This is a genomic window from Paraglaciecola sp., from assembly GCF_039942875.1.
GTDB lineage: Bacteria > Pseudomonadota > Gammaproteobacteria > Enterobacterales > Alteromonadaceae > Paraglaciecola.
In genome coordinates this window covers 1-26,961 of record NZ_JBDVBQ010000003.1, presented here as the reverse complement: position 1 = coordinate 26,961, position 26,961 = coordinate 1, and the positions used below count along the sequence as shown (strand labels likewise).

Genomic DNA, 26,961 nt, shown 5'->3' with positions numbered 1-26,961 from the left:
ATGCGTAGATATTTAAGTTTACCTTTTAAAATCATGGGCCTACTTATGGCTTTTTTATTGATCGCCAGTATTTCTTTGACTTATTTGTGGGTCGGACAAAGCAATCAAAATTATGCATTTCAACAGAAAAAATTACATGATAAAGATCAGCAACAATTCCAACTAATAAGAGATATGCTCAGGACCCAAGTTGAATCTTGGTTTGCATCTTTTTTACACTTTCAGGCGGAGTACTCTCAAAATCCAGACGGTATTGCATCTTTTATGGAAGATGAATTCGAGTATTTGCAATTTGAGTGGCATATCAACAATTTATGGATACTGGAGGGGGAGGGAAATCTTTACTTCAGTACATCAAAAACGACCCCAGATTACATCTTTGAAGATGCATCAAAAGCCTTAAAAACTCAGTCTTCTTTTTCTTATATTCGTTGTCTAGAAGAATGCCAACAGTTGATCACTATGCCGATATTAACTCAAGACGGCGATATGCTCGTTTTATCCATTGGCAGTTCATTGATAGAAACCTTAGCTGCCCTTAATCGCTCAACTTTTGCAAAACTGGCAATTTTAAGCACGGATTCCTCATTTGATAAAACTGAAAAGCTGGCAAATCTGAAGGTTAAAATGCCTATTAGTTTTAGTAACAAAGAGTTTATGCAGAATATTCTTGCGCAGCTCCCCGCCAACTTGAGCATAAGTGAGTTATTGGATAGTGGATATCGTTTTGAAAATGAAAAAGGTGTTTATTTGTTAGGTTTAATTGCCGTTGATCCAGAACTTGGTAATCAAACTTATTTGCTATTTGTGCATGATATTAGTGAGCAGTCACTGGCACATAAGCGTTATCAAAAAAAGGTGTTTTTCATTTCTATCTCAGTGGTGGTGTTATGCTCAATAACGTTAGTTTTATTGAGTATGCAATTTCGAAAACGCCTATTGTTGTTAGCTGCGCAACTTCCTTTACTGGCAAGTAAAAAGTATCGTCAGTTTCGTACCTTTAAATTTGCTAAGTCCCATCTTTTTATTGATGAAATCGAACTATTACAAGACTCGGCATGTTTATTGGCTGATGAATTAGAGTCTATGGATAGAAAAATAGAGCTGAACACCAGAGAGCTTGAAAATATAGCCATGTACGACAGGTTGACAGGATTACCTAACCGCAACATGTTAAATCATCAACTTAAAAAACAATTGGCCTCATTAAAACGTGACTCTAACAAGGTTATAGTGATGCTGTTAGATTTTGATAAATTTAGAAAAATCAATGATACCCACGGCCATCAAATGGGTGATAGCTTTTTGGCTCAGGCTGCGAGGCGAATTCGAGGAAGCTTACGTGACTCTGACATGTTATTTCGATTTGGCGGTGATGAGTTTGTGGTGGTATTTGTAGAAAAAGCCATGATGGAAGGTGCCCCTATTTTGGCATCTAAGATAATTGAGAGCTTTAGGGAGCCTATTGCTGTGGATCAGTTACTGTTTTATAGCTCTTGCAGTATAGGGATTACCAGCACCAATAATGCCGATATTTTAGTCGATGATTTAGTTAGGCAGTCAGATATTGCTATGTATGCATCGAAAGATAGTGGCGGCGGTCAGTACGATACTTTTACTAATAATATGTTGACGGCAGTTATACGTAAGGTCGAGTTAGAAAATGAAGTGCGCAATGCCTTAGATCAAGGGCTGTTTAGTTTTGCATTACAGCCTCAAGTGAATATTGATAGCGGCAAATTAATTGGCTTTGAAGCTTTGCTACGATGGATTCACCCCGAGAGAGGTACTATCCCTCCTGATGAGTTTATCCCTATAATTGAAAGCTCTGAGAATATGTTGAAAATAGGTTACTGGGGACTGAAAAAGGCTTTTGAAATTCTTAAAAAGTTTGATGAACTAGGTTACCCAGATTTAAAAATTGCTGTTAATTTGTCTGCCAGTCAATTTTTAGATCCTGACTTGTTGCCGTTTTTGCGTGAGCAGGTAAGAGTATTCAGGCGTAGTCCTTCACAAATAGAGTTAGAGCTTACTGAGCGAACCGTTGTGGCAGATATCGACCATACTTTAGAGATTATGAGACAGCTCAAAGAAATGGGATTTATCTTTTCAATTGATGATTTTGGAACAGGGTATTCCTCTTTAGCGTATTTGAAACAGATGCCAGTGGATATAATTAAAATTGACCGAAGCTTTGTGTCAGGTATGAATGATAACAGCGCAGATATGCAGATAGTGTCTTCTACTATTGCTATGGTACAAAACCTTGGTATGAAAGTGGTGGCCGAAGGTATTGAGACTTCTGCACAATTTAAATTATTGTCGCAGCTTAAATGTGAAATTGGACAAGGATATTTTATATCTAGGCCTATACCTGAGGCAGACTTATATTCATTGTTGCCTGATAAATTAAAGTCCGATGTTTGGGAAGACTTAGACAAAATAACTAAGCTTCCATAATCTAGTGTCGCTTTACGACATTTACAATGTTTAGCGCAGAGTGCCTTCTACTTGATATCAGAATGTTTTCAAAGTGTATAAAAATCTTTGCTCTACATTGAGTATCAGTTTTGCCCTTAAATTCCATTTTAAGTACTGAATATATATCATCAGCACTTTATTGTTTTCCTTCGAGGATGTTCCATGAAACATGAGTTTTATCAGCGTTTAGCTGCGCAATTATCTGAAGTCAAAGCGCAAGGCTTGTATAAAAGTGAAAGAGTTATTACCTCTAGTCAGCAGGCTGATATCAAAGTAGCAAATAATCAAGATGTACTTAACTTTTGCGCTAACAACTACCTGGGATTGGCCAACAACCCTGAGTTAATTGAAGCAGCAAAACAGGGCTTAGATGATTATGGTTTTGGGATGGCATCGGTGCGCTTTATTTGCGGCACACAAGATATTCATAAAAAACTCGAAACTCAAATATCTACCTTTTTAGGAACGCAAGACACCATACTCTATCCGTCTTGTTTTGATGCAAATGGTGGTTTGTTTGAGACAATCTTAGATGCAAATGATGGAATTATTTCTGATTCTCTTAACCACGCCAGCATTATAGATGGAGTACGTTTGTCTAAGGCAAAGCGTTATCGCTATGCTAACAATGATATGGCAGCACTAGAAGCGCAACTCATTCAAGCAGACAAAGATGGAGTGCGTACCAAAATTATTGCCACCGACGGCGTGTTTTCTATGGATGGTGTGATTGCTGATTTAGCGACTATCTGTGATCTCGCAGATAAATACCAAGCCTTAGTAATGGTAGATGATTGTCATGCAACGGGTTTTGTTGGAGAGCAAGGCAGAGGTACTCACGAATATTGCAATGTGATGGGGCGAGTGGATATTTTAACCGGGACGTTAGGTAAGGCTCTTGGTGGCGCTTCTGGCGGTTACACCTCTGGGAAAAAAGAAGTGATCGAATGGTTGCGTCAACGTTCACGACCTTATTTATTTTCTAATTCTGTTGCTCCGCCTATTGTTTCAGCCTCAGTAAAAGTATTTGAAATGATGGCTAATGGAGGGGAGTTGCGTAAGCAATTACGCTTGAATAGCGAGCATTTTAGAGCGCGTATGTCTGCGGCTGGATTTGTATTATCTGGACAAGATCATGCCATCATTCCGGTTATGTTGGGGGATGCAAAGCTTGCCAGTGATATGGCCGATAAAATGTTGCAAAAAGGCATTTATGTTGTTGGCTTTTCTTTTCCTGTTGTACCAAAAGGCCAAGCAAGAATCCGCACCCAAATGTCAGCAGCTCATAGCCTCGATCAAGTAGATATTGCAGTGGATGCCTTTATTGAAGTAGGTAAAGATCTAGGAGTGATTGGGTGAAGGCACTAGCGAAATTACATCCGAAACCAGGTATATGGCTAACCGAATCTGAGATGCCAAAGTGCGGCCATAATGACCTACTAATTAAAATCCACAAAACTGCTATTTGCGGCACAGATATGCATATCTATAACTGGGATGCTTGGTCACAAAAGACTGTTCCATTAACTATGATAGTGGGTCATGAATATGTGGGTGAAGTTGTTGATATGGGCCAAGAAGTTAAAGGGTTTGATCTTGGCGATAGAGTCTCCGGTGAAGGTCATATTACATGTGGGCATTGTCGTAACTGTAGGGCTGGTCGCCGTCATTTATGTCGCAATACTACTGGTGTGGGAGTCAATAGGCAGGGAGCTTTTGCCGAATATTTGGTTATTCCAGCTTTTAATGCTTTTAAAATTCCAAGTAATATTTGTAGTGATTTAGCTGCTATATTTGACCCTTTTGGGAATGCAGTACATACCGCTTTATCCTTTGATTTAGTGGGAGAAGATGTGCTAATTACGGGGGCTGGTCCTATTGGCATCATGGCAGCTGCGGTTGCTAGGCATGTCGGGGCGCGTAATGTAGTGATTACCGATATAAATCCTTATCGTTTAAATTTAGCTAAGACTATGGGGGTAACTAGAGCGGTAAATGTGGCTACTGAGTCTCTTGTCGACGTGACTAAAGAGTTAGGGATGAATGAAGGGTTCGATGTAGGCTTAGAGATTTCAGGTGCACCTAATGCGCTACGTGATATGTTGGCAAACATGAATCATGGAGGCAAAATTGCTATGCTGGGTATTCCACCTGATAATGTCGCCATTGACTGGAATCAGGTGATTTTTAAAGGCTTGGTGATTAAAGGTATTTATGGCCGGGAAATGTTCGAAACCTGGTACAAAATGGCGAGCTTGATCCAAAGCGGTTTGGACCTAACACCTATTATTACCCATGAATTTTCAATAGACGATTTCCAAAAAGGGTTTGATGTTATGGGGTCTGGGCATTCGGGGAAGGTTATTTTAAATTGGTAGAGTGTAAACTACCTTAGGTTATTATTTACTGGAGTAAATTAAATGGAGCAATTCGCTCATATTTCTGTACAAGAGGCACAACTAAAGTTGGCAAATGGTGGGGCAGAATGTGTAGACATACGTGATGAAGCTTCTTTTGCTGCAGGGCATATAAAAGATTCTATACATTTAACCAATGGAACCTTAAATAGTTTTGTATCGAGTGTAGAGTTTGAAACCCCTGTTATTGTATGTTGTTACCATGGCAATAGTAGTCAGCAAGCTGCGCAATTTCTAATACATCAAGGTTTTGAAGAAGTGTATAGCTTGGATGGTGGCTTTGAAGCATGGCGTAACCTACAACCATTTGAAACATCAAAGGAAAGTTAAGCTTTTTGAATACCCACATTAAACTCGTCGCTTTTTCTAAAGAACAGCCAGCTCGTCTACTCAGCCTTTATTTGAAAGAGCAGGGTATTAGAGTGGAGTACTGTAGGCTTGATAATGATTATGCCCATGGTGTTATGTTGGCTGACCCTGCCGATTTAGACAAGGCGAAACTATATGCAGAAGAATTCGTATTAGACCCAAGTAATAAAAAGTACCAAACTGCTGCTTGGCATGCAGGAGAGTCGGTAACCTTGGATCAAGATCCCTCATTTTCAACTGATAGTATACTGTTGAGCCTCATTCGGTCGCCATTCGCCGCGAGTGTGTTAGTTGTTTGTATTGTTATTTATTGTTTAGCTATGATTGGGATCAGTGCACCCTACGCTTGGTTACAAATTGAGCCTCTTTCAGAATTGGTTGCAAATGGTCAATGGTGGCGATTGTTAGGGCCTGCATTAATTCATTTTTCAGCTATGCATATTGCCTTTAACCTACTGTGGTGGTGGATATTAGGGAAACAACTGGAAAATACTTTTGGTTCTAGTTACTTAATCTTGTTATTTACCATGTCTGCGCTTATTTCAAATGTCGCTCAGTTAATGGTTAACGGCCCCAGCTTTGGTGGTTTGTCTGGGGTAGTTTATGCTTTGGTTGGTTGTGTTTGGTGGTTAGGTTGGTTAAAACCATCTTGGGGTATATCGTTACCCAAGCCTATGGTGGGCTTTCTATTGGTTTGGTTATTGGTAGGTTACTTGGATATATTACCGGTCCATATGGCCAACATAGCCCATACAGCAGGGCTCATTTGTGGTTGTTTGTTTGCTTGGGTATTGGTGCTTAGGGCCTCGAGGCGAGCAGACAATTAACCTTGATGATGGATATATTTAGTAAAAATGACTTGATTTATCATTTCAGACCCAGTTTCCTTAAGCATTAGCTCCCGTAATTTTTCTAAACAGGTTAGACGGATATCTTCACGTCCAGTTAATGCGGTTACTTTTTCTGCGCTCTGACGACCAAATATCTCTATAACTGCCGCTTTTAATAGTGGCGAGTGATGTTCGGCCGCCTCAAGGTATTCAGGGTCATTTAACATTAACTCAACGGATACCCTTACAAACCCTAACTTTCTTGAGCTTGTATTAGTGCTTATAAAATTTGTGACAATATCTGGCTCTAAGCTGAAGTAGGCATAGGTTTTTCGGGCTTGCTCTTGTGCAAATGTAGAGCTTTGATAACCCATAAGAATTAATAAACTGGCAACTATCAACAGTGATTTTTTCATATTAGGTAATTTTCTTTGGGTAATAATTTAAAGCGAAGTCTATCAACTTTTAAGGAAAAGCATAATAGCTAATCTTCAAACCAGTGCGCACTTTGCTCTAAATTTTGATTTAGTTTGATTGGGATTTACTTCAGTCTATGTGCTGCCCTTGTTATGATCAATCAATAATAAAAACTCTTATCTAAGAGTAAATAAAGGAACAATGTTTTTAATGGCTAAATTGAGTGGGTATTGGCGACTAATACGAGCTGATAAGCCGATTGGTATTTATCTATTGTTATGGCCCTGCTTGTGGGCTTTGTGGATAGCGGCAGAGGGAGCGCCAAACTTACATTTACTCTTCGTGTTTGTGCTAGGTGTAGTTGTAATGCGGTCTGCTGGTTGCGTTATTAACGATTATGCAGACAGAAAAGTCGATGGTGCAGTGGCAAGAACCTCAACTCGGCCTTTAGTGACCGGAGAGGTGACTGTCAAACAGGCTTTAGGTTTGTTTATTTTGTTATTGTTAGTGGCTTTGGTTTTGGTACTGACACTTAGCTGGCAAACAGTTTTGATGTCGTTTGGTGCCTTGCTATTAACCACCTTATACCCATTCATGAAGCGTTATACTTATTTCCCACAGCTAGTATTGGGTGCGGCATTTGGATGGTCTATACCTATGGCTTTTGTGGCATCAGAGCAGTCATTAAGTTGGATTGTTTGGGCTTTATACTTAGCAAATTTATGTTGGACAGTCGCCTATGACACCCAGTATGCCATGGCTGACAAGGAAGACGATATCAAAGTAGGAATAAAATCGACGGCTATATTTTTTGGTAACTATGACAAAGTAATCATAGGATTATTACAATTGTTCAGTCTATTGTTGTTGTTGTTAGTTGGACTAAGCTTAGCGTTTAGCTGGCCATTTTTTGTGGCTTGCGGCATCTCATTAGGCCTGTTTGGTTATCAACAATTACTTATCAAAAATAGAGATAGAGACTTGTGTTTTAAAGGGTTTTTACATAATAACTATGTAGGAATGGTTATTACTATTGGCATTGTTTGGAATTATTGGCTGTAAGTTAAGAGGAGCAAGCTAACTCCTCTACAACTCTATTCAGTTTTTTCTAACTCTGCGATACGAGCTTCAAGAGCTTCAAGCTTTTCGCGAGTACGTATTAATACCTGACTTTGAATGTCAAACTCTTCTCTGCTGACAAAATCAAGACGGCTAAGCTGGGTTTGTAATACTTGTTTTACTTTAGATTCTGCACCTTCAGCCATAGTTTTAACCCCTGGCGGTACGGCTTCAGTAATTTGTTTAGCAAGTTCTTCTAACTTTTTAGGGTTTAACATAGCGGTTCTCGTAACGGTTTTTAAGTTGGGTGTGTACTAATAAAAAAGTATCCACTAATAAAATTTAATTGGGGCGCGAGTCTAAAAAACAATATAATAAGTGTTAATCCGGTTATTTAATATAATCATCATCTTTTTGATTCTTTATCTCCTTTAGGCATTTAATTTAGCATGAAACTTAATCCCGGTCAGAATGAAGCCGTTAATTTTATTTCTGGGCCTTGCTTAGTGCTTGCGGGGGCAGGCAGCGGTAAGACTCGAGTCATCACTAATAAAATAGCTTATTTAGTTCGGGAGTGTGAAATGCCGGCTAGATATATTGCAGCCGTCACCTTTACCAATAAAGCCGCTCGAGAGATGAAAGAGCGGGTAGGGCAGACTCTTGGGAAGAAGGAAGCCCGAGGTTTAAAAGTGTCTACTTTTCACACGTTAGGACTCACTATTATTAAATCTGAAGTAAAATCCTTGGGTATAAAGCCGGGTTTTTCTTTGTTTGATGACAAAGACAGTTTGTCTTTGTTAAAGGATTTAACGGAAGTTGAATTAGATGGTGACAAAGAGCAGTTGTCATTATTACAGAGTTGTATCTCTAACTGGAAAAACGATTTAATTCTGCCTGAGCATCTAAAGAGTCAAGCCTTGTCACCCGGGGAATTGGAATATGCTGAATTTTATCAACGCTACCATAACCATCTGCGTGCATATAACGCCCTCGATTTTGATGATTTAATTTTACTTCCCACACTGCTACTAAAAACTAATGAATCAGTTAGAACTAAGTGGCAAACCAGAATTCGCTATTTGCTGGTGGATGAGTACCAAGATACTAATACTAGCCAATATGAATTGGTAAGATTATTAGTGGGTGAGCGAGCTAGATTTACTGTAGTAGGTGACGATGATCAGTCGATTTATTCTTGGCGAGGCGCTCGACCACAAAACCTAGTTTTATTACAGACAGACTTTCCTAAATTACGGGTTATAAAGCTGGAGCAAAACTATCGTTCATCAGAGCGGATTTTGCATTGTGCCAATATCTTAATTCAAAATAACCCTCATGTGTTTGAGAAAAAATTATTTTCTGAATTAGGCTATGGTGAACCATTACAGGTGATAACAGCGAAAAACGAAGACCATGAAGCTGAGCGTGTTGTGGCTGAGTTAATGGCTCATAAATTTATGAAGCGAACAGACTATAAAGATTATGCGATTTTGTATCGTGGCAACTTCCAATCTAGAGTCTTTGAAAAAGTACTAACCAACAACCGTATTCCATACAAAATAAGCGGTGGTATGTCTTTCTTCGGACGTACTGAAATAAAAGACATCATGGCTTACTTACGTTTATTGGTGAACCAAGATGATGATAACGCCTTGCTTAGAGTGATTAATACGCCTACAAGGGGGATAGGCAGAGTTAGTTTAGAAAAGTTAGGTAATCTCGCAAATCAAAACAAAACTCCTATATTTGAGGCGGCATTTTCTCCCTACCTGCAAGATGTCTTGTCAGGAAAAGCCTTAGTTGCGGTAGAGCAGTTTAGTCGCTGGATTGTAGAGTTATCAGATCGCGTGGTGCGTGGTGATGGCATTGCAACTATTCGTGAAATGATAAAAGCCATGGGTTATGAAGAATGGCTCTATGAGTCAAGTACTAGCCCCAAAGCAGCTGAAATGGCTATGGCTAATATTAGTACTTTATTTGGCTGGATGAGTGACATGCTAGAGGGCAATGAGCTTGAACCGCCTATGACACTGCAAGAGGTGGTTAATCGCTTTATTTTAAGAGATATGATGGAGCGAGGCGAAGATGAAGATGAAGCTGATCAGGTGCAACTGATGACGTTTCATGCTTCTAAAGGCTTAGAGTTTCCTTATGTCTTTATGGTGGGAATGGAAGAAGGTTTATTACCCCATCAAAGCAGCATAGATGAAGATAACATCGATGAAGAAAGGCGCTTAGCTTATGTTGGCATTACGCGTGCTCAAAAAGAACTATTTATGACCTTGGTAAAAGAGCGCAGACAATACGGTGAGGTGATTAACCCTGAACCAAGCCGCTTTCTCTATGAGTTACCCCAAGATGATTTAGTGTGGCAAGAGAAAAAGGTTAAGGTTTCAGCTGAAGAACGACAGAAAAAGTCTCAAGTGGGTATTGCTAATTTACGTAACTTAATGGGGAATAAATAACGGAACCCCTAGGTAAGGGGGATGACTTCTGAAGCTTAAATTGCTTTGTCTAAACTCTGAGCAAAATCTATTTTACTTGAGGCTTCTAAGTATTTACCTTGCCCAAACTCACATTTAGCATTAACTAATGCTTGGTATTGTTCTTCTGTATCTATACCTTCTGCAATGAGTTTAAAGTTTAAGTGTCCTGAAATAGCTCTCAAAGATTCTAACAGTTTTAAATTGCGTTCAGATCGAGTTAAGCTTTTTACAAAAAGATGATCAACCTTAACGTAGTCAAATGGATAGGTATATAAGTAGCTTAAGGAAGCCAGCCCGCTACCGAAATTATCTAACACTAATGTTATGCCTGCTCGTTTTAATATTTTTATCGCGGGTAAAAAAAACAGAGAACTACGATTAAGCGCATTTTCATCAAATTCAAATACTAACTTGTTGGGATCAATACCACAGCTATTAATGTACTCGATCAAAGATTTAGCCAAGCTAGTTTGGGTTAGATGGTGAGTCGAAAGGTTGATGGCTACCTTTCTTTTCTGAGCGCTATCATGATTACTCTGCCCCCAGTAGCGAAGAATATTGCATGCTTTGTTTAGCATGAATTTATCCATCTCTACTGTTAACCCACTTTGCTCTGCAAGTTGGAAGTATTGCTCTCGTTTAATTCTACCTAAGGTTGGGTGCTCCCAACGAATATAGCATTCGGAATAAATAGCTTGTTTGTGCTGGAGGTCGAATACTGGCTGTGAATAACTTTCAAAAGCATCTGCATTGAGTACTTTTCTAAAAGCGCTTTCTATTTCAAGCTCTTCAAGTAACTTTTCACGCATGGTCTTATCAAAAATAATATAGCGACCACGTCCCAGTGATTTTGCTTGATACATAGCAGCATCCGCATCCCTTAATACTTCGTCAGCCTTTTGATAACCACTTTCGATTGAAGCAATACCAATACTGGCACCAGAGTAAACATCTTTGCTCTCAATATTAAATGGTTGGGCTATTGATTTAATAATTCTTGATGCAATTTCTTCAATATCTGTAGCCGTCTCAAAGTTATCAAACAAGACTACAAACTCATCCCCCCCTAAACGTGCTAATAAATCATGACCACGAATACAAGAGTCTATACGACGAGCGACTTCTTTTAAGAACTCGTCACCAGCATAATGCCCAAGAGAATCATTGATTTGCTTAAATCTATCTAAATCGATAAATATCACTGCATAGTTATGTGATACATAACGCTTTTTACTGGCTAGCGCTAAATCTAATCGAGTGTTAAATAATGTTCGGTTTGCTAGTCCGGTTAAGGAGTCATGGTGGGCGTCATGCTCAAGCTGCAGTTGTGCTTGCTTACGTTCTTCTATTTGTTTTTGTAAAAAGGCGTTTGTGGTATGTAGTTCTTCGGTGCGTTGTTTTACTTCGTTGGCTAAACGTTGATTATAAGCTTGGATATTGTCGGAGTACTTCTTTCGCTCTAAAGCAACGGCTATATGATGGGACACATATCGCAAAAATTCTAAATCCCGCAGGTTATATCGTTTTTCGTTGCCATAACTTTGTACGGCTATAACACCTAAAATGATGCCATCTACTACTAATGGAACACCAATCAATGAAGTCATTTTTTTACTAATACTATTAGCAGTATCAATTGCGAGTTCATTATTGGCGGCTAATTGTTTTACTTTAGTTGGGTCTATTAATTCTGCACTGCCATTACGAATAATATACTCAGTAACACCTAAACCTAAGGGCCTTGATTTTACTTGTGGATACACCTCGTCTTTATAATAGGGAAAATGTAGAATTTTATTATCATTATCTACTAATGCGATATAACAATTTGGCGCACCGATCAATCGCGATAAAATGTCATGGATAGTGCGATAAAAATCATCCATATTGCCTTCGATTGAGGCTGATAACTCTGAAATTTCAAACAGAGCTTGCTGTAACGCCTCAACTTTTTGTCGCTCGCTTATTTCTTCTTGTAATTCTTCATTGATTTGCCGCATTTGCTTCGTTCGTTGGCGAATCGTTTTTTCGGTCAACTCTCGGCTTTTTACGCGATCTAAGCAATTCACTATATGTTGTGATACAAATAACAATAACTCTAAGTCTTCTTGGGAATAACGTTCGGTTTCGACATAACTTTGTACCACTATGGCGCCAATTACTTGGGAACCACGCTTTAGAGGAACTCCGACCCAATCTACAGAGTCGGCCCCCATACTCTTAATTGAAGAGTTATTTAATAGGGTTTGTCGATTTTCTCTAGTTAAAAAAAGGTGTTCACCAGTACGTAGAAGGTGGCCAGTAAGACTGTGCTTTAGTTCTTCCGCCGATACTTTTTTTATGACTTGTTCGTCAAACTCGTCAACAAAGTAAACAAAATCAATTAGCTCATTCTCTTCTTCATAAAAAGCCACGAAGAAGCTTTTAGCGGGCATGAAATCGCTGATGATTTCGTGTATGGCAGGATATAAACTAGATAATTCATTAATCGAACTTGCCAACTCTGAAATATCAAACAATGACTTCTGAATTCTTTCAGAGCGTTTGTATTTTTTGGTTATTTGTTGCAATTGAGGAACTAACTCACGCAGTTCTTCTAGCGACAATTCATTGGCAACATTTTCAGAGTTCATTGGGTTTTATTAGTAAGCTTAGCTTTGTTGATTTATTTTTTTAGTTATCCCGTAAAAATAAACTATTCGGATCAAAAAGGCCACCCCAAGGTGGCCTTATTTTAAACAATACATTGTTCAGTTATTGCGATTTTAAATACCATCAATCATATGTTCTATGGCTGATTTTATCTCGTCGTCAGTACAGTCATTACAGGTGCCTTTAGGCGGCATGCCACCGATACCATTGATAGCATTTTGCCAAACTGCATCAAAACCTTTTTCTAAGCGGGGACTCCAATCTGCAGCGTCTTGTAATTTTGGAGCACCTAGAACACCTATACTATGACAAGCAACACAAGTCTTGGCATATATGTCTGCCCCTGAGCGTGGGCCACTTGAAGCTGCTTCAGCTTTTGCTCCAGCAATATGTACTTTACCTACAGGCTCAATACGAGCTTTGATATCATCTTCAGTCATATCTTGAGCTTGAGCACTAAAAATACTAAATACACTCACACAAATGCATAAAAAAACGTTAAATTTCACAAAATTCTCCAAATCAGGCGTATTAACCTTAAAATCTGTAGGAGATTATAACCACTAATGCTTTATGAACAACCATTTAGAAAAAATATTCCTAATGAAATATCAAATTTTACGACTTGAATTAAATTAATTGGAAGATAATGGGTGATATAGCACGATATCAATTTATGTATTGATTTAGACATAAAGCCTAGTTAAAAAGGATTGGTAAATAAAGCGATATCAGGTGAAATTTATTAGCCTTTAGAAACGAAAAACCCCAACCAAAAGGTTAGGGTTTGTCTGTAATAATGGTGCCCAGACTCGGGATCGAACCAAGGACACGAGGATTTTCAATCCTCTGCTCTACCAACTGAGCTATCTGGGCTTCAACTAACAAACTACTGTATAAGTATGCCTGTGTCGCTGTGGGTGCGTATTAAACGGATTTACGGCTTTTAAGTCAACCACTTTTTCCGGTATTTTTGTAGATCGCTTATAGATTAAGCAAATTGACTACAAAAAATGCCATATAGGTAGAAATTTTTAGTTAAATTACTTGTTTGGCGCAACGTAACCTTCAATATTTGGCTCTTTGCCTTCAAATAGGTAAGCCTGCATTTGGGTTTCTAAAAATGCTCTGTCTGTCGGCTCCATCATATTGAGCTTGTTCTCATTAATTAACATGGTTTGTTTCTTTTGCCATTCAGCCCATGCTTCTCTACCAATATTTTCAAATATCCTCTGCCCTAGTTCGCCAGGATAAAGTTGAAAATCAAGGCCATCGGTTTCTTTTTGCATGCGTTGACAAAATACAGTTCTACTCATAATGCTCTTATTACATATTTAATTAAAATGATGCACCAATTGTACTAAATAGTTTCTTGGTTGGCGCGGCTAATCCTAAACTTTGTGGTTGCGCTAAATCAAACCACATTTGTGAGTTTTCCATTATCTGGTGTGAGGGTTGTTGTTTTAAGTGCAATACAATTGGCTGAATATCTAAATGAAAGTGGCTAAAAGTATGACGAAAAGGGTCTAGTGCCTGTTCTTGTACCGCTCCCAATTTTAAATTAGTTGTGACCTTTTCTATCATTCCTTCATTTTCAACTTCATGAAGTCCCCACAACCCTCCCCATATACCACTTTGAGGGCGCTTATAAATTAATACTTGTTGCTGCCACATTGGGACTAACATAATTGTAGATTTAGTAGGGATGTGTTTTTTTGGTTTTTTATGGGGGAGCTCGGTTTGTCTACCTTGAACAAAAGCCAAGCATCCCAATTGTACAGGGCATCTATCACATTTAGGTTTACTACGAGTGCATAGGGTAGCGCCCATATCCATCATTGCTTGAGTGTAGTCGCCGGTTCTGGTGGCTGGGGTTAATTCATCTGCATAGCGCCATAATTCGGTTTCTACTTTTTTATTGCCCGGCCAACCGTCTATAGCGAAATAGCGTGCCAGCACTCGCTTTACATTACCATCTAAAATACTGTGCTCTTGTTGGCAAGCAAGAGATAATATTGCGCCAGCAGTTGAGCGACCTATACCTGGCAATGCGATTACTTGTTCTAGCTCCTCAGGAAACTTGCCTTGGTATTCATCACGAATGACTTGTGCTGCTTTTTGTAAATTCCGAGCGCGAGCGTAATATCCCAGTCCAGTCCAAAGATGTAAAACTTCATCTTGTGGGGCATTAGCTAAACTTAGTACATCAGGAAAACGCGCCATAAATCGTTGATAATAGGGAATAACAGTTTTAACCTGGGTTTGCTGTAGCATTATTTCAGACACCCAAACCGTATAAGGCGTTTTAGCAGATTGCCAAGGTAAATCTTTACGACCATGTTTATCAAACCATTTAAGAACGTTTTGATTAAATGGCTGACTACTATTTTTGGACACGGAATTATCGACTGTTGTTCTTACAATATTTACAGGATAATACCTTAATCTAAGATAAAAACATCAATCGAGACTCTCTTGCTAAACCCGAATGCTGCTCTGCATAAAATCGAACTACCTGTCATCTTTTCCCCAGGCACTTTGTGTGATGAGCGAATATTTAATTCTTGTTGGCAGCATATGAATATACCTAAACGTGCCTTTGTGCCTTTACAGTGGGCTCAAAATCTAGATCAAATGCGAATGTTAAGTGCTGATCGTTTAGACTATTTTGACGAGCCGGTACACTTAGTAGGCTTCTCTATGGGGGCATATATTGCAGCGTTAACAGCGCTTGAGCATAAGTCTCGCGTGGCGTCTTTAACCTTAATTAGTAGCAGTTGTAATGCCTTGCCCGAGGATGTGTTAGTTCAGCGCAAGCAAACCCTTAAATTAATACGGAGTAAACAATTTAAAGGCTCTAGTGAAAAACATATTATTAAGTATTTTCATGAAGCTAATCAAAATGATAATGCTCTTAAGGATGTAGTGAAAAGTATGGAACGTGATTTGGGTATGGGTGTTTTGGAGGCCCAGCTTAGCGCTACTGAGGTTAGAAAGAACTTGGTTCTTCAATTAGCAACATGTCATTTTCCGATACAATTCGTAGTTGGTGAGCAAGATAACTTAGTCAAGCTGACCGAAATAGAACGAGCAGTTGCTAGCTTGCAACAAGCAAAGGTGACAATAATTAAAGGTGCTGGACATATGCTGCCTTTAGAGCAGCCGATTACTCTAGCTCAAAAGCTGGCCAATTTCATAGCATGATATTTACTGGCGAAACCTTGCAATCCTTAACTGTGAAAGGATAATGCGCCACATTAAGTGCTGAATTAAAACAGCAATTCGTTTTTTAATAAGAGAAAAATTCATGAGTCAGTTTAAGTCTGAAGAAGAAGCCGCTAAGTCAGGGGTTTATATTCGTAAAATTCAAAGTTTTGTGAAGCGAGAAGGGCGGCTTACGCAAGGGCAAGCAAGAGCCATTGAACAATATTGGCCCACCATGGGGTTAGAACATAAAGCAGGGTCACTAATCTTTTCTGAAGTATTTGGCCGTTCAGCCCCTGTTGTTCTTGAGATAGGCTTTGGTATGGGGAAGTCATTAGTTGAGATGGCTGCTAACGAGCCGGAAAAAGACTTTATTGGAATTGAAGTGCATAGGCCCGGCGTGGGTGCATGCTTAAATGAAGCAGCAGAGCAGAGTGTAACTAATTTAAAATTATTTGAACATGACGCAGTAGAGATACTTGCTGACTGTGTTGCAGATAATAGTTTAGCCAGAGTACAACTTTTTTTCCCTGACCCATGGCATAAAACTCGCCATCACAAAAGGCGTATAGTGCAGAGTGAGTTTGTACAAAAATTAAGAGCGAAACTGGCAATCGGTGGGGTATTTCATATGGCTACCGATTGGGAGAATTATGCTGAGCATATGTTAGAAGTCATGTCCGAAGCCGAAGGGTTTAAGAACCAATCAGAAACAAATGATTATGTGCCTCGTCCAGAACAAAGACCACTTACAAAGTTTGAACAACGTGGTCACAGATTAGGACATGGAGTGTGGGATTTAATGTTTGAGAGAGTTTCATAATGTTGTCTGCTCCTAGTCAATTACTAATGCGTAGTAAAGAGGTTTTTCAAACAGGTAAGTGGTTGCTTGTGAACCCTACAGATAGTCATATTAGTACCCAGTTAAACAATGTGGAGCTTCATGTTTTTCATCAATACTTTGATGTTTATCAGAACAGTTGCGCCAATGGGCAGCAGGATAAGCACCTTTTTGCTGCTTCTTACCCCACAATGGATGAATTTGATGGGGCAGTTATTTATATGCCAAAGTCTAAAGAACAAGCAAAAATGTTGATTGCAAATATTGCTGCTTGCCTTAAAACTGGTGCTGATTTATTGCTCGTTGGTGAAAATAAAGGTGGTGTAAAAAGCGCATCAAAGATGCTTGAAGTTGTAAGTTCTCAAGTGAATAAAATTGATTCGGCCAGACATTGTGCGTTGTTTGCTGCAAAAATTGATAAAACGATCAAACCGTTTGAGTTAACACAATGGCTAAAGACTTTTGATATCGAAGTAGCAGGCATTGAATATAAAATTTGTTCGTTACCTGGTGTGTTTAACCATGGCTCAATTGATAACGGCACTAGGGTATTGTTGAATAGTGAAATCAAAGTTCCCAATGGGCGAGTACTTGATTTTGGCTGTGGGGCAGGGGTCATTGGATGTTTCCTGGGGCTTAAAAATCCAAAGGCTCAAATTGTAATGAGTGACGTTAGCGCCTTAGCCGTTTACTGTTCTGAGGAAAGCGCTAGATTAAATGATCTAGAAGTAGAGGTAGTCGCATCAAATGGTTTGACAGAGATAAAGGGTAAGTTTTCAAGTGTATTTACAAACCCTCCTTTTCACACTGGAATTCAAACCGATTATTCAGTTTCGGAGAGTTTTATATCACAGGTTAAACAATACTTGGCTGCTGATGGAACCCTAAACTTGGTTGCTAACAAGTTTTTGAGATACTCTGAATTACTTGAAAAACGTTTTAAAATGGTTACCTTGATAAAGCAAACTACACAATTCAGTGTATATCTTTGTAGTCGAGTGAAATAGCCTTAGACTTAGCAAAATGGGAGTATGATTTAATCATTCAATTAAAGGGTTGGCTATTGCTATGAGAATATTATTTGTTGTTTCGGAAGTTGAAGATTTAGTCAAAACTGGAGGCTTGGCTGACGTAGGAAAGTCTCTGCCTATCGCTTTAAAAGCAATGGGTCATGACGTGACAGTTGTGATGCCATATTATCAACAATTAGCCCAAAGATTTAATGCTCCTGATTACTGTGAAAGGCAGGTGTTATTTTCTGGTAATAAAGCTTATGAATATGCCATAAAAGAGTTGAGTATTGAAAATGTACAGGTATTAGCTGTTGATTATCCTAAATTTTTTGATCGAAAGGGATTATATACAGATGATTACCATGCATATCATGACAACGCAGAACGTTTTGCATTTTTTGCTAACGCAGCGCTACAAACTGCTAAAGCAGTAGGTTTTCAAGCGGATATTATTCATTGTAATGACTGGCATACAGCATTAACCCCTTATTTTGTGACTATTGATAACAGTGGCTTTTTTACTAATGCTAAAACAATTTTTACAATTCATAATGGAGCATATCAAGGCACCCATAAATTTAGTGACATTGAATACCTGCAACCTCATTACCAGTTGCATAGCCAACTAGACGGTGATGCCCTCAACTTTGTTCGTATGGGGATTCGATACGCAAATAAAATCAACGCCGTGAGCCCTAATTATGCACAGGAACTCCTATCTCCCCTTGGTTCACATTATTTGTTTGACGAGTTTAATCGCAGACGAAATGATGTATCGGGTATCCTTAATGGGTGTGACTATACTCAGTGGGACCCTGCTACAGACGGAAATATAGTAGCACAGTATGACTACTCGAATTTAGCCGGTAAAAAACATTGTAAAAATGATTTGCAGAAAAATGTTGGGCTGCCAGAGAATGATAATTTGCCGATTATAGGCATGGTGTGTCGGTTAACTGAACAAAAAGGTTTTGCCTTTATTATGCCAATCTTGGAGTTATTATTACGTCATCAATTTCAACTGGTTATTATTGGTACCGGTGACCCTGAAATCAGTGATGCGTTAAGAAATGCGGCTGCAAAACATCAATCTAAATTTGCTTTTATAGAGGACTTTAGTGTTCGCAAAGCACATATGATAGAAGCTGGCAGCGATTTCTTTTTAATGCCTTCTCTGTTTGAACCTTGTGGTTTGAATCAAATGTATAGCTTAGCTTATGGCACGTTACCCATAGTCAGGGCAGTTGGTGGCTTAAAAGATACGGTGATTGATTTAGCGGATGACCCAGAATCAGCAACTGGCTTCGTTTTTGTTGAGCCTAGTGGCGAGGCCCTACTTGCTTGCGTTGAACGGGCACTACTGTTTTATTACGAAAGCCCAGACGTGTTTGAATCGACTCAAAAGAAAGCTATGTTAAGCCGTTTCACTTGGGAAGATGCAGCTAAAAATTATGAAGGGTTGTATTTAGGAGCTTTATAATGAATTTAAAGGTTCCGACAAGTTTTATTGTTTTGAGTTTTTGGGTTGTGGGGAGCTCGTGGGCTATAACAAAAGAATGTCTTCAAGCCCCAAGTCGAACTGCTAGCTGCCCTCACTTAATATATAAAAGAGCGGCGTTAGCAGTGCCGTCTCTGGGGATCGCAAAACATCAAATTATATGTATTTGTTTGAGTGATATAAATAGAAATGTTAACCCTCAGAGTAATACTGCAGAGAATATTAAGCAGCAAGTCTCAATACAACGAATGGCTATAAACTATGGTTTGAGTGAAGAGGAAATAGTGAAATTAGTTAAGAACTAGTGCTTTTAGCTGATTTAATTCTAAGTTTTATGCAAGTATTTCGTTGCGAGATAGTAATGTAATGACCAGATAGTCATTTTGGTAAATTTGGGGCAATATAAGATTCATATGGTAGCTAAGAAAACATTTCTTTCGATTAAGAGCCTCATATTATGGGGGGTAATGGCCGTTATTGTACTTTCACTAAGTCTTTCTTCTTCTATTAATCTATATAGCCAGATTACGACATACCAAAAAACACTTGAACAAAGTGTTGTTGTTGCAGCAGAGGTTACGGGGGGGCAAGCTAAACCATTTATTGTTGAAGATGATGTCCGAATTTTAGAGCTAATGTTAAGTGCTTTAGTGTCTTCACCCACAATTGAGAATGTTCACATCTATAAGGTGGATGATGAGTCTGAATTGAGTTTGTTGGCTAGTTACAACAAAACTGGAATAGCTCCCGTTAGAGCCAAGTACTCACAAATTAATGAGTTATTTATCCCTCAACAATCCCTCGATGTTATGGAGGTAGTCAGGCCCATCTATTTAGAAGACAAACTGATTGGTTACGTCTATGTTAGATCTTCTGTTGCCTCACTAGATTTACTAATTACACGCTCCTTTATTATTACCTTTGGGGTATTTTTACTTTGTTTAGCGGTGTGCTTTCTTTTAATTTTTAAATTGCAACGCTCAATTACTTCCCCTATAGAAGGTATGGGTAAGCTGGTACAACGTATCTCTAGAACCAAAGATTACTCAAGTAGAGTAGATGCTCATGGTATTAAGGAGTTAGATATCTTAGGTAGTGCCTTCAATGGAATGTTGTTCAATACTCAAGAATATATAGATAAGCAGGCACAAGCCGAGGCAGAGCAACTTAAGTTGACTGTAAGTCTAGAGGGAAAAGTGCAACAGCGTACCTTGGCTTTAAAGGAAGCAAATAGTGAACTCATTCATACTCTAGAGCAGTTACATCAATTTCAAAGACAAATTGTACAAAATGAAAAAATGGCTTCTTTGGGGGACATGGTTGCTGGTGTTGCACATGAAGTTAATACTCCAATTGGCTTAGGGGTCACAGCCTCTACTATGATGTTAGATAGGCTTGCAGATATGCGAGTAGCCTTTGAAAGTAAAACCCTCAAAGCGAGTGCTTTGACTAAGTTTATTGATGAAGGTGAAGAAAATCTCAATATTATTTATCGGAATTTAAATAGAGCTGCTGAGTTAATTTCTAGTTTTAAACAGGTGGCGGTTGATCAGTCTTCAGAGAGTAGCAGAGTATTTTCATTTTCGAACTTGATGAGCGAAATTCTAATTTCAATGGGCCCTACGTTGAAGAAAACGCCCTATAAAATACATATTGCTTGTTCTGATGACATTATAGTTGAGTCAAAAGCGGGGCCTATTAATCAAATTATGATTAATTTAATTATGAATTCCATTATTCACGGTTTTGAAGGCATGGAAGAAGGCGATATTAATATTAAAATAGAACTAATGGAAAATAGTAAGGTCAAAATCGACTTCGTAGATAATGGAAAAGGTATTCCTGAGCAATTGTGTAAGCGAATCTTTGACCCTTTTGTTACGACTAAGCGCGGACAGGGGGGGAGTGGACTAGGGATGCATTTAGTCTACAATCTGGTGACTCAAGGTTTAAACGGTTCGATTTCCATTGTTAGTGAAGAACATCACGGGGTGCATTTTTCTATTATGTTTCCAGTGAAAATAGTCGATTCCAAGCATGTAAATGCTAGTACTTTTAAATAAATAGACAAAGAAGACTATTTTCCTATGTTTAAATGCGCTATTTTTTACTTAATATGTAATTATGCTACTGATTTTTAGATATTTTCTGATAAACTTTTACACAAATTTTTAACTAGGCCCGAATCATGCAGACTCCTAACGTATTAATTGTTGAAGACGAAGTCGTTACTCGTACCACTTTAAAAAGCTTGTTCGAAGCAGAAGGGTACAATGTATTCGAAGCTGAGAACGGCGAACAAATGCATGACTTCTTTGAAAACAACACAATCAATTTAGTCATCATGGATATTAACCTTCCGGGTAAAAACGGTTTGATTTTAGCCCGAGAAGTACGTGGTCGTAAAAATATCGGACTGATATTTTTAACCGGTAGAGATAACGATGTAGATCGTATTTTAGGATTAGAAATTGGTGCAGATGACTATCTAACAAAGCCATTTAATCCACGTGAATTAACTATTAGAGCTAGAAACTTATTAACACGAACTACCAACAGTAGTGAAGACGATGATTTGCCTAGCCGAGTGAGCTTTAATGGCTGGACGTTAGATGGTGATAGCCGCAGTCTAATTTCTCCAAGCACAAAAGAATTCCGTTTACCTCGTAGTGAGTTTAGAGCATTGCATTTGTTTTTAAATAACCCAGGTAAAATACTGACTAGAGAGCAGCTGATTATGGAAATGACGGGGCGAGAATTACGTCCAAATGACCGTACTGTAGATGTTACTATACGACGCATACGTAAGCACTTTGAGTCAGAAGTGAATGCAGATGATTTGATTGTTACTATTCACGGTGAAGGTTACCGTTTTTGTGGCTCAGTAGATTCATAATTATCACTACAAACCCATTATAAAATTTAAGAAAGCTCCTTGTAGGAGCTTTTTTATTGCCTAAAAATTGTGATTAGTTTCTATATAAAGTTTTAATTAGGTGGTAACCAAACTTCGTTTTTACGGGCCCATGCACGGTTAAAATTTCTTTCTTAAATACCACGTTGTCAAAAGCTTTAACCATAGAGCCTGGACTAAACTCTCCTAAATCGCCGCCTTGTTTTCCTGAAGGACAGATTGAATGCTTTTTAGCTAACTTATGAAAGTCTCCTCCTTTTTTAAGTTGTAACTTTAATTTTTCAGCTAATGCTTGGTTTTTTACTAGAATATGGCAGGCGCACGCTTTCATGGCATATATCCGTTGGGAGTGTATTGTTGAGTTCTATACGCAGGAGTTTAGCAGGTAGTGGCTTTAAAAAAAGAAAAAGAGCCGGAGCTCTTTTTCTTGTAGATTTGAAGTTTATGTTTTGATTATTTGATAAACAACATTTCTTGATACTTAGGTAAAGGCCATAAGTCATCAGAGACTACTAATTCTAGTGCATCTGCATGAGTACGTACTTCTAGCATTAGTGGGCAAAGTGTATCTGCACAATAATTAAGGTGAGCTTCAACAGAGTCAAACTCCTCAACCTCAATCGCTTCTTTTAGTTTACGTACTGCAGCCATCATCGCGTCTGTTTCAGCGGCAATTTCGTCAATACTATTGTGACTAATTGTAATATTCAACTTACTAAGGTTGGTAGCTGTACTAGATAAACTATCTAGATACTCAATGGTCGCTGGATATATTCTAGTACTGGCCATGCCAACTACTAACTTAGCTTCTACTTCAATAGATAGAATATATTGCTCTGCGTATACTTCAAAACGGCTAGCCAGTTCTGCTGGAGATAGAACGCCAGTCGATTCAAAAAGTTTAACCACAGACTCTTCTTTAAACGCAGGTAGCGCATCAGCAGTGGTTGGAATGTTTTTCAAACCACGTTCTTCTACAGCAGCTTTATGCCATTCACTTGAATAGCCGTCGCCACCGAAGATAACATTACCGTGCTCTTCCATTAGTTCTTGAAGAACTGTGATGACTGCAGCTGTTTTGTCTTCACCTTTGTCTAAGACAGCTTCTAGTTTGTCTGCAATCCAAGTTAATGAATCAGCTAACATAGTATTCATGGCAACCAATGGCCCTGATACTGACTGCGATGAACCAACAGCTCTAAATTCGAAACGGTTACCAGTAAATGCAAACGGTGATGTACGGTTACGGTCACCCGGATCGCGTTCGAAAGAAAGAATTTGAGATAGACCTAAGTCCATTAAGCCGCCTTTAGCTTTCTCAAGTAACTTACCTTCTTTTATATCATTGAAAACGCTTTCTAATTGAGTTCCCAAGTAAACTGATAATATTGCTGGCGGCGCTTCGTTAGCACCTAAGCGGTGGTCATTTGCAGCAGATGCGATTACCGCTCTCAAAAGTGGTCCGTATTTATGTACGCCTCTAATAACAGCTCCACAGAATAATAAGAAGTTTAGGTTGTCATGGGGTGTGCTGCCTGGGTCTAACAAGTTACCTTGAGTCGCATTACCAACGGACCAGTTAACGTGCTTACCTGAACCATTTACACCTGCAAAAGGTTTTTCATGTAATAAACACAAGAAGCCATGTTCTTTAGCTGTGCTTTTCATTAACGTCATCAGTAATTGTTGATGATCAGCCGCTACGTTGGCAGCTTCGAAATAAGGAGCAATTTCAAATTGGCCTGGAGCAACTTCGTTGTGGTGTGTTTTTGCTGGAATCCCCATGCGATATAGCTTGTCTTCAAAGTCTTGCATAAAGACTTGGACTCTCGCTGGTATAGCGCCAAAGTAATGGTCATCAAATTGTTGACCCTTTGCAGGGGCAGCACCAAATAAAGTACGACCAGCGAGTAATAGGTCAGGGCGAGCATTAGCAAAGTGTTCATCAACTAAAAAGTACTCTTGCTCAGCACCGCAGCTAGAGTTTAGGGTAGCGATTTCAGTTTCACCCATTAAACTTAGTACTTTTTGAGCCGCTTTATCCATTGCTTTGTTTGAACGTAGCAACGGAATTTTCTTATCTAGTGCTTCGCCTGTCCAAGACATAAATACGCTTGGGATCATTAATGTTGCGCCATTGGCGGTTTTCATGACATATGCAGGGCTGGTGGGATCCCATGCAGTGTAACCACGGGCAGCGTTAGTCATACGCAAGCTACCATTAGGGAAAGAAGAACCATCAGGCTCGCCTTTTATCAACAAGCTACCTGTAAATTCTGTAATCGCTCCGCCGTCTGAATTGGTGATGATAAAACCATCATGTTTTTCAGCCGTGATATTGGTCATTGGATAGAAGATATGAGAGAAAAACTTAACACCCTTGGCGATTGCCCAATCTTTCATTGCGGCAGCAACAACGTCTGCGGTAGCTGTATCAAGTGGAGCACCGGTTTGAACTGTTTTCTTGATAGCTTTAAAGGCGTTTTTAGATAATGCTTCTTCCATAGCCGCTAAGCCAAACACATCGCTCGCCCAAATTTTGTTCAATGGTTCTGGTGTTTTGCACGATTTAGGTGCGCGATTGGTAATTTCTGTTATAGCGTTTTTACGAGATGTTAATCCACTCATATCTTTTCCTCAGTCTGTCTTTAAAGGGGTGTAGGGATTTACCTTATTTTTTTAAAGTAAAACATACTAAATCTGAGGTTGTTGAAGCAGATATCAGGCCACAAGGGTTTACATAGCGCTAGGTGCGCTGTATTGGATTTTCCATATCCTTAATTTCTAGAATCTAATCTGGCTTATTTAAATCGTCATTGAGTCTTGGTTTGCTAGAAGACGATTCTTTGCGCTCAAATTCACCTTCAATAATATCTTCTGAGTTTTGCTTTGAATGTGGGGGGGATTGGAATCCTTGGTGAAAAGAGGGCTCTACCGTTTTAATTATTAGTCGTTTTAACAAATTACTAGCAATAATAGGCCTAGTCATAGGCAGGGTTAGTAGCAAACCTAAAATATCAGTAATAAACCCTGGCGTAACTAAAAGAACACCTGCGATTGCTAGGAGTAAACCCTCTGCCATTTCTTGGCCTGGCATAATCCCTGTTTGCATTTTTTGCTGGGCTTGAGTGAGTGTTGTCAGGCCTTGTTGCCTAACTAAACGGGCCCCTACAAAAGCGGTAAGGATGACGATAGCAACGGTATACCAGCCTCCAATTAGCTCACCTACATTGATTAATATCGCGATTTCAGCAATCGGTAATATTGCGAAAAGTAGAAATAATTTAGCCAAAAAATGCCTCTTTATGATGATATACCCAAGTATTATTTTAACTGATACCAGAGCCTATGTATTTGTTATTATAATGGGCTCAGCTTGGAATAAACCAAGAGTCGCTTTGTTACAAAATATTGCTTTTGTTTCTGGCAGGAGCTGTGGAAAGATTCTTAGATTAGTAAGGGTCTTTAACTAAAAGTTTACTTTCTTAATATATTTTTAAGCTTACACGCTTAACTTTGAGATATTTACAATATGTAAATTGTCCCAGTTACTGTTTAATTAAAAAGAGTTGTTCATGAACTTAGTTGCTAATCGTGTCATTTTATTTGTTTTTTTGAGTTTGTTTTGTTTGGGTAGCTTTGCGCAATCGGCTGACCCTTTGGCCGATTTATTTGCAGACGAGCCTGAGTTTTTGAAAGTAGACGAGGCCTTCCAGTTTGATTTTGAACAAAGAAGTGGCCAATTGATATTAAAGTGGAAAATTGCAGATGACTATTACTTATATAAAAAGCAATTTAAGACAGCATTAAAACAGACTGAGTTAGGGGAACCTGAGTTTCCTGAGGCGATGCAGGTAGAAGATGAGTTTTTTGGATTGTCTGATGTGTTTCGTGGCGAATTAGAAGTCCAATATCCAATAATTTTTGCAGCCAAAGATGGGGTTGTAAAAATTCGCTACCAAGGTTGTGCTGATGCTGGTCTTTGTTATCCCCCTGTCACCAAAGAAGTATTTTTAGAGAGCGTTACCGCCTCTGAGCCGAATCTCTCAGCAGTTGATGCCAGTAAAAACAACTCTGCTACTCCAGTTGTCTCAGAGCAATTTGAGCTTGCAAGCTTACTATCCAGTGAACAAAGTTTGCTGTGGACCTTACTAATATTTTTAGGATTAGGAGTGGGGTTAGCTTTTACACCTTGCGTGTTTCCTATGTACCCGATTTTATCTGGTATTGTTATTGGTCAGGGTACCAGTATGAGTACCTCTAGAGCCTTCAGTCTTTCTTTTGTTTACGTCCAAGGCATGGCTCTCACTTACTCCTTATTAGGGCTACTCGTGGCCTCTGCGGGAGTACAATTTCAGGCTAGCCTGCAGCACCCAGCGATTCTAATTACGTTAATTGTTATCTTTATTTTGTTGGCCATTGTGATGTTTGGGGCTTATGAGTTGCAGCTGCCATCTGCTTGGCAAGAAAAACTCAATGCAATGAGTAACAAACAAACCAGCGGTAGTTATTTGGGTGTACTCGTAATGGGGGCTATTTCGGGCCTAGTTGCCTCACCGTGTACAACAGCACCGCTAACTGGAATTTTGTTATTTATTGCTCAAAGTGGCGACCTCGTCTTAGGTTTTAGTGCTTTATATGTGTTAAGTCTCGGCATGGGGATACCACTGATTTTATTTGGTGTCACAGGTGGTAAGTTGCTACCTAAAGCGGGGCACTGGATGAACATTGTTAAAGTAGCGTTTGGATTCATGATGCTAGCGGTAGCCATAATGTTTGT

At 39.0% G+C, this 26,961-nt stretch carries 23 protein-coding genes and 1 tRNA gene; 14 read left to right on the top strand and 10 right to left on the bottom strand.

All coding sequences use genetic code 11. The features are described 5' to 3' along the window. The 5 genes from ABJE44_RS00265 (at position 1) to glpG (ending at position 6,094) form a co-directional block, all read left to right on the top strand. On the top strand, positions 1-2,460 hold the full coding sequence (locus tag ABJE44_RS00265) for a bifunctional diguanylate cyclase/phosphodiesterase (RefSeq protein ID WP_348120598.1): 2,460 nt from the start codon (positions 1-3) through the stop codon (positions 2,458-2,460). 183 nt (positions 2,461-2,643) lie between these two features. After that, positions 2,644-3,840: a glycine C-acetyltransferase gene (locus ABJE44_RS00260; RefSeq protein ID WP_348113591.1), complete on the top strand. Its 1,197-nt coding sequence runs from the start codon at positions 2,644-2,646 to the stop codon at positions 3,838-3,840. Further along, positions 3,837-4,859, top strand: coding sequence for an L-threonine 3-dehydrogenase (tdh, locus tag ABJE44_RS00255; RefSeq protein ID WP_348113590.1), 1,023 nt, complete (start codon positions 3,837-3,839; stop codon positions 4,857-4,859). The genes ABJE44_RS00260 and tdh overlap by 4 nt, the downstream gene beginning before the upstream one ends. Before the next feature lie 42 nt (positions 4,860-4,901). After that, positions 4,902-5,228, top strand: a complete 327-nt coding sequence (glpE, locus tag ABJE44_RS00250; protein WP_348113589.1) for a thiosulfate sulfurtransferase GlpE — start codon at positions 4,902-4,904, stop codon at positions 5,226-5,228. Positions 5,229-5,233: 5 nt separating this feature from the next. Further along, positions 5,234-6,094, top strand: a complete 861-nt coding sequence (glpG, locus tag ABJE44_RS00245) for a rhomboid family intramembrane serine protease GlpG (RefSeq protein WP_348113588.1) — start codon at positions 5,234-5,236, stop codon at positions 6,092-6,094. Here the strand turns inward: glpG and ABJE44_RS00240 are convergent. Beyond that, on the bottom strand, positions 6,091-6,513 hold the full coding sequence (locus ABJE44_RS00240; RefSeq protein ID WP_348113586.1) for a flagellar basal body-associated protein FliL: 423 nt from the start codon (positions 6,511-6,513) through the stop codon (positions 6,091-6,093). The genes glpG and ABJE44_RS00240 overlap by 4 nt on opposite strands. A 211-nt stretch (positions 6,514-6,724) precedes the next feature. On the opposite strand from ABJE44_RS00240, the gene ubiA reads away from it, so the two are divergent. Next, positions 6,725-7,576 (top strand): 4-hydroxybenzoate octaprenyltransferase, encoded by an 852-nt coding sequence (gene ubiA, locus ABJE44_RS00235; RefSeq protein ID WP_348113585.1) that lies wholly within the window; start codon positions 6,725-6,727, stop codon positions 7,574-7,576. 32 nt (positions 7,577-7,608) lie between these two features. On the opposite strand, the gene ABJE44_RS00230 is transcribed toward ubiA, so the two are convergent. Then, positions 7,609-7,851: an accessory factor UbiK family protein gene (locus ABJE44_RS00230; protein ID WP_348113584.1), complete on the bottom strand. Its 243-nt coding sequence runs from the start codon at positions 7,849-7,851 to the stop codon at positions 7,609-7,611. A 171-nt stretch (positions 7,852-8,022) separates the two neighbouring features. Between ABJE44_RS00230 and rep the strand changes: the two genes are divergently transcribed. Next, on the top strand, positions 8,023-10,038 hold the full coding sequence (gene rep / locus ABJE44_RS00225) for a DNA helicase Rep (protein ID WP_348113583.1): 2,016 nt from the start codon (positions 8,023-8,025) through the stop codon (positions 10,036-10,038). Positions 10,039-10,073: 35 nt separating this feature from the next. Here rep and ABJE44_RS00220 read toward each other — a convergent pair whose 3' ends face one another. The 5 genes from ABJE44_RS00220 to mutY form a co-directional block, all read right to left on the bottom strand. Further along, complete coding sequence (locus tag ABJE44_RS00220; RefSeq protein ID WP_348113582.1) at positions 10,074-12,692, bottom strand: EAL domain-containing protein; 2,619 nt, start codon at positions 12,690-12,692, stop codon at positions 10,074-10,076. 132 nt (positions 12,693-12,824) lie between these two features. Continuing rightward, positions 12,825-13,220, bottom strand: coding sequence for a cytochrome c5 family protein (locus ABJE44_RS00215; protein ID WP_348113581.1), 396 nt, complete (start codon positions 13,218-13,220; stop codon positions 12,825-12,827). 291 nt (positions 13,221-13,511) lie between these two features. Then, positions 13,512-13,587, bottom strand: a tRNA-Phe gene (locus tag ABJE44_RS00210). Positions 13,588-13,754: 167 nt separating this feature from the next. Next, complete coding sequence (locus ABJE44_RS00205; protein ID WP_348113580.1) at positions 13,755-14,027, bottom strand: oxidative damage protection protein; 273 nt, start codon at positions 14,025-14,027, stop codon at positions 13,755-13,757. 22 nt (positions 14,028-14,049) lie between these two features. Then, complete coding sequence (gene mutY / locus ABJE44_RS00200) at positions 14,050-15,108, bottom strand: A/G-specific adenine glycosylase (RefSeq protein WP_348113579.1); 1,059 nt, start codon at positions 15,106-15,108, stop codon at positions 14,050-14,052. Positions 15,109-15,288: 180 nt separating this feature from the next. Here mutY and ABJE44_RS00195 point away from each other — a divergent pair, with 180 nt between their 5' ends. The 6 genes from ABJE44_RS00195 to arcA all read left to right on the top strand — a co-directional run bounded on the left by ABJE44_RS00195 (position 15,289) and on the right by arcA (position 22,163). Then, the gene (locus tag ABJE44_RS00195) at positions 15,289-15,915 is read left to right on the top strand and encodes an alpha/beta hydrolase (protein WP_348113578.1); all 627 of its coding nucleotides are present in this window, start codon (positions 15,289-15,291) and stop codon (positions 15,913-15,915) included. 103 nt (positions 15,916-16,018) lie between these two features. After that, entirely contained in the window at positions 16,019-16,738 is a 720-nt protein-coding gene (trmB, locus tag ABJE44_RS00190) for a tRNA (guanosine(46)-N7)-methyltransferase TrmB (RefSeq protein ID WP_348113577.1), read from the top strand. Continuing rightward, the gene (locus ABJE44_RS00185; RefSeq protein WP_348113576.1) at positions 16,738-17,763 is read left to right on the top strand and encodes a class I SAM-dependent methyltransferase; all 1,026 of its coding nucleotides are present in this window, start codon (positions 16,738-16,740) and stop codon (positions 17,761-17,763) included. Before trmB ends, ABJE44_RS00185 begins: the two co-directional genes overlap by 1 nt. A 61-nt stretch (positions 17,764-17,824) precedes the next feature. Continuing rightward, the gene (glgA, locus tag ABJE44_RS00180; protein WP_348113575.1) at positions 17,825-19,249 is read left to right on the top strand and encodes a glycogen synthase GlgA; all 1,425 of its coding nucleotides are present in this window, start codon (positions 17,825-17,827) and stop codon (positions 19,247-19,249) included. A 485-nt stretch (positions 19,250-19,734) separates the two neighbouring features. Next, on the top strand, positions 19,735-21,330 hold the full coding sequence (locus ABJE44_RS00175; RefSeq protein WP_348113574.1) for a HAMP domain-containing sensor histidine kinase: 1,596 nt from the start codon (positions 19,735-19,737) through the stop codon (positions 21,328-21,330). Positions 21,331-21,455: 125 nt separating this feature from the next. Further along, positions 21,456-22,163, top strand: a complete 708-nt coding sequence (gene arcA / locus ABJE44_RS00170) for a two-component system response regulator ArcA (protein WP_133468176.1) — start codon at positions 21,456-21,458, stop codon at positions 22,161-22,163. A gap of 73 nt (positions 22,164-22,236) precedes the next feature. Here the strand turns inward: arcA and ppiC are convergent, their stop codons facing one another. From ppiC to ABJE44_RS00155, 3 genes are all read right to left on the bottom strand, one after another. Next, a complete protein-coding gene (ppiC, locus tag ABJE44_RS00165) occupies positions 22,237-22,512 on the bottom strand; it encodes a peptidylprolyl isomerase PpiC (RefSeq protein WP_348113573.1) in 276 nt (91 codons plus the stop codon). Positions 22,513-22,634: 122 nt separating this feature from the next. Continuing rightward, on the bottom strand, positions 22,635-24,809 hold the full coding sequence (locus tag ABJE44_RS00160; protein WP_348113571.1) for a glutamine synthetase III: 2,175 nt from the start codon (positions 24,807-24,809) through the stop codon (positions 22,635-22,637). A gap of 163 nt (positions 24,810-24,972) precedes the next feature. Then, positions 24,973-25,473, bottom strand: a complete 501-nt coding sequence (locus ABJE44_RS00155) for an FxsA family protein (RefSeq protein WP_348113570.1) — start codon at positions 25,471-25,473, stop codon at positions 24,973-24,975. Positions 25,474-25,756: 283 nt separating this feature from the next. Here ABJE44_RS00155 and dsbD point away from each other — a divergent pair. Then, on the top strand, positions 25,757-26,961 hold a 1,205-nt coding region (gene dsbD / locus ABJE44_RS00150; protein ID WP_348120595.1), incomplete at its 3' end, for a protein-disulfide reductase DsbD.

What these genes read in the sequence shown, in the direction of transcription:
- ABJE44_RS00185 (WP_348113576.1), top strand. Translation starts at nt 16,738, where the DNA reads ATGTTGTCTGCTCCTAGTCAATTACTAATGCGTAGTAAAGAGGTTTTT.
- ABJE44_RS00195 (WP_348113578.1), top strand. Translation starts at nt 15,289, where the DNA reads ATGAATATACCTAAACGTGCCTTTGTGCCTTTACAGTGGGCTCAAAAT.
- ABJE44_RS00205 (WP_348113580.1), bottom strand. Translation starts at nt 14,027, where the DNA reads ATGAGTAGAACTGTATTTTGTCAACGCATGCAAAAAGAAACCGATGGC.
- ABJE44_RS00260 (WP_348113591.1), top strand. Translation starts at nt 2,644, where the DNA reads ATGAAACATGAGTTTTATCAGCGTTTAGCTGCGCAATTATCTGAAGTC.
- ABJE44_RS00265 (WP_348120598.1), top strand. Translation starts at nt 1, where the DNA reads ATGCGTAGATATTTAAGTTTACCTTTTAAAATCATGGGCCTACTTATG.
- ABJE44_RS00160 (WP_348113571.1), bottom strand. Translation starts at nt 24,809, where the DNA reads ATGAGTGGATTAACATCTCGTAAAAACGCTATAACAGAAATTACCAAT.
- ABJE44_RS00220 (WP_348113582.1), bottom strand. Translation starts at nt 12,692, where the DNA reads ATGAACTCTGAAAATGTTGCCAATGAATTGTCGCTAGAAGAACTGCGT.
- ABJE44_RS00240 (WP_348113586.1), bottom strand. Translation starts at nt 6,513, where the DNA reads ATGAAAAAATCACTGTTGATAGTTGCCAGTTTATTAATTCTTATGGGT.
- ppiC (WP_348113573.1), bottom strand. Translation starts at nt 22,512, where the DNA reads ATGAAAGCGTGCGCCTGCCATATTCTAGTAAAAAACCAAGCATTAGCT.
- arcA (WP_133468176.1), top strand. Translation starts at nt 21,456, where the DNA reads ATGCAGACTCCTAACGTATTAATTGTTGAAGACGAAGTCGTTACTCGT.
- trmB (WP_348113577.1), top strand. Translation starts at nt 16,019, where the DNA reads ATGAGTCAGTTTAAGTCTGAAGAAGAAGCCGCTAAGTCAGGGGTTTAT.
- glpE (WP_348113589.1), top strand. Translation starts at nt 4,902, where the DNA reads ATGGAGCAATTCGCTCATATTTCTGTACAAGAGGCACAACTAAAGTTG.
- rep (WP_348113583.1), top strand. Translation starts at nt 8,023, where the DNA reads ATGAAACTTAATCCCGGTCAGAATGAAGCCGTTAATTTTATTTCTGGG.
- ubiA (WP_348113585.1), top strand. Translation starts at nt 6,725, where the DNA reads ATGGCTAAATTGAGTGGGTATTGGCGACTAATACGAGCTGATAAGCCG.
- ABJE44_RS00230 (WP_348113584.1), bottom strand. Translation starts at nt 7,851, where the DNA reads ATGTTAAACCCTAAAAAGTTAGAAGAACTTGCTAAACAAATTACTGAA.
- ABJE44_RS00175 (WP_348113574.1), top strand. Translation starts at nt 19,735, where the DNA reads ATGGCCGTTATTGTACTTTCACTAAGTCTTTCTTCTTCTATTAATCTA.
- glgA (WP_348113575.1), top strand. Translation starts at nt 17,825, where the DNA reads ATGAGAATATTATTTGTTGTTTCGGAAGTTGAAGATTTAGTCAAAACT.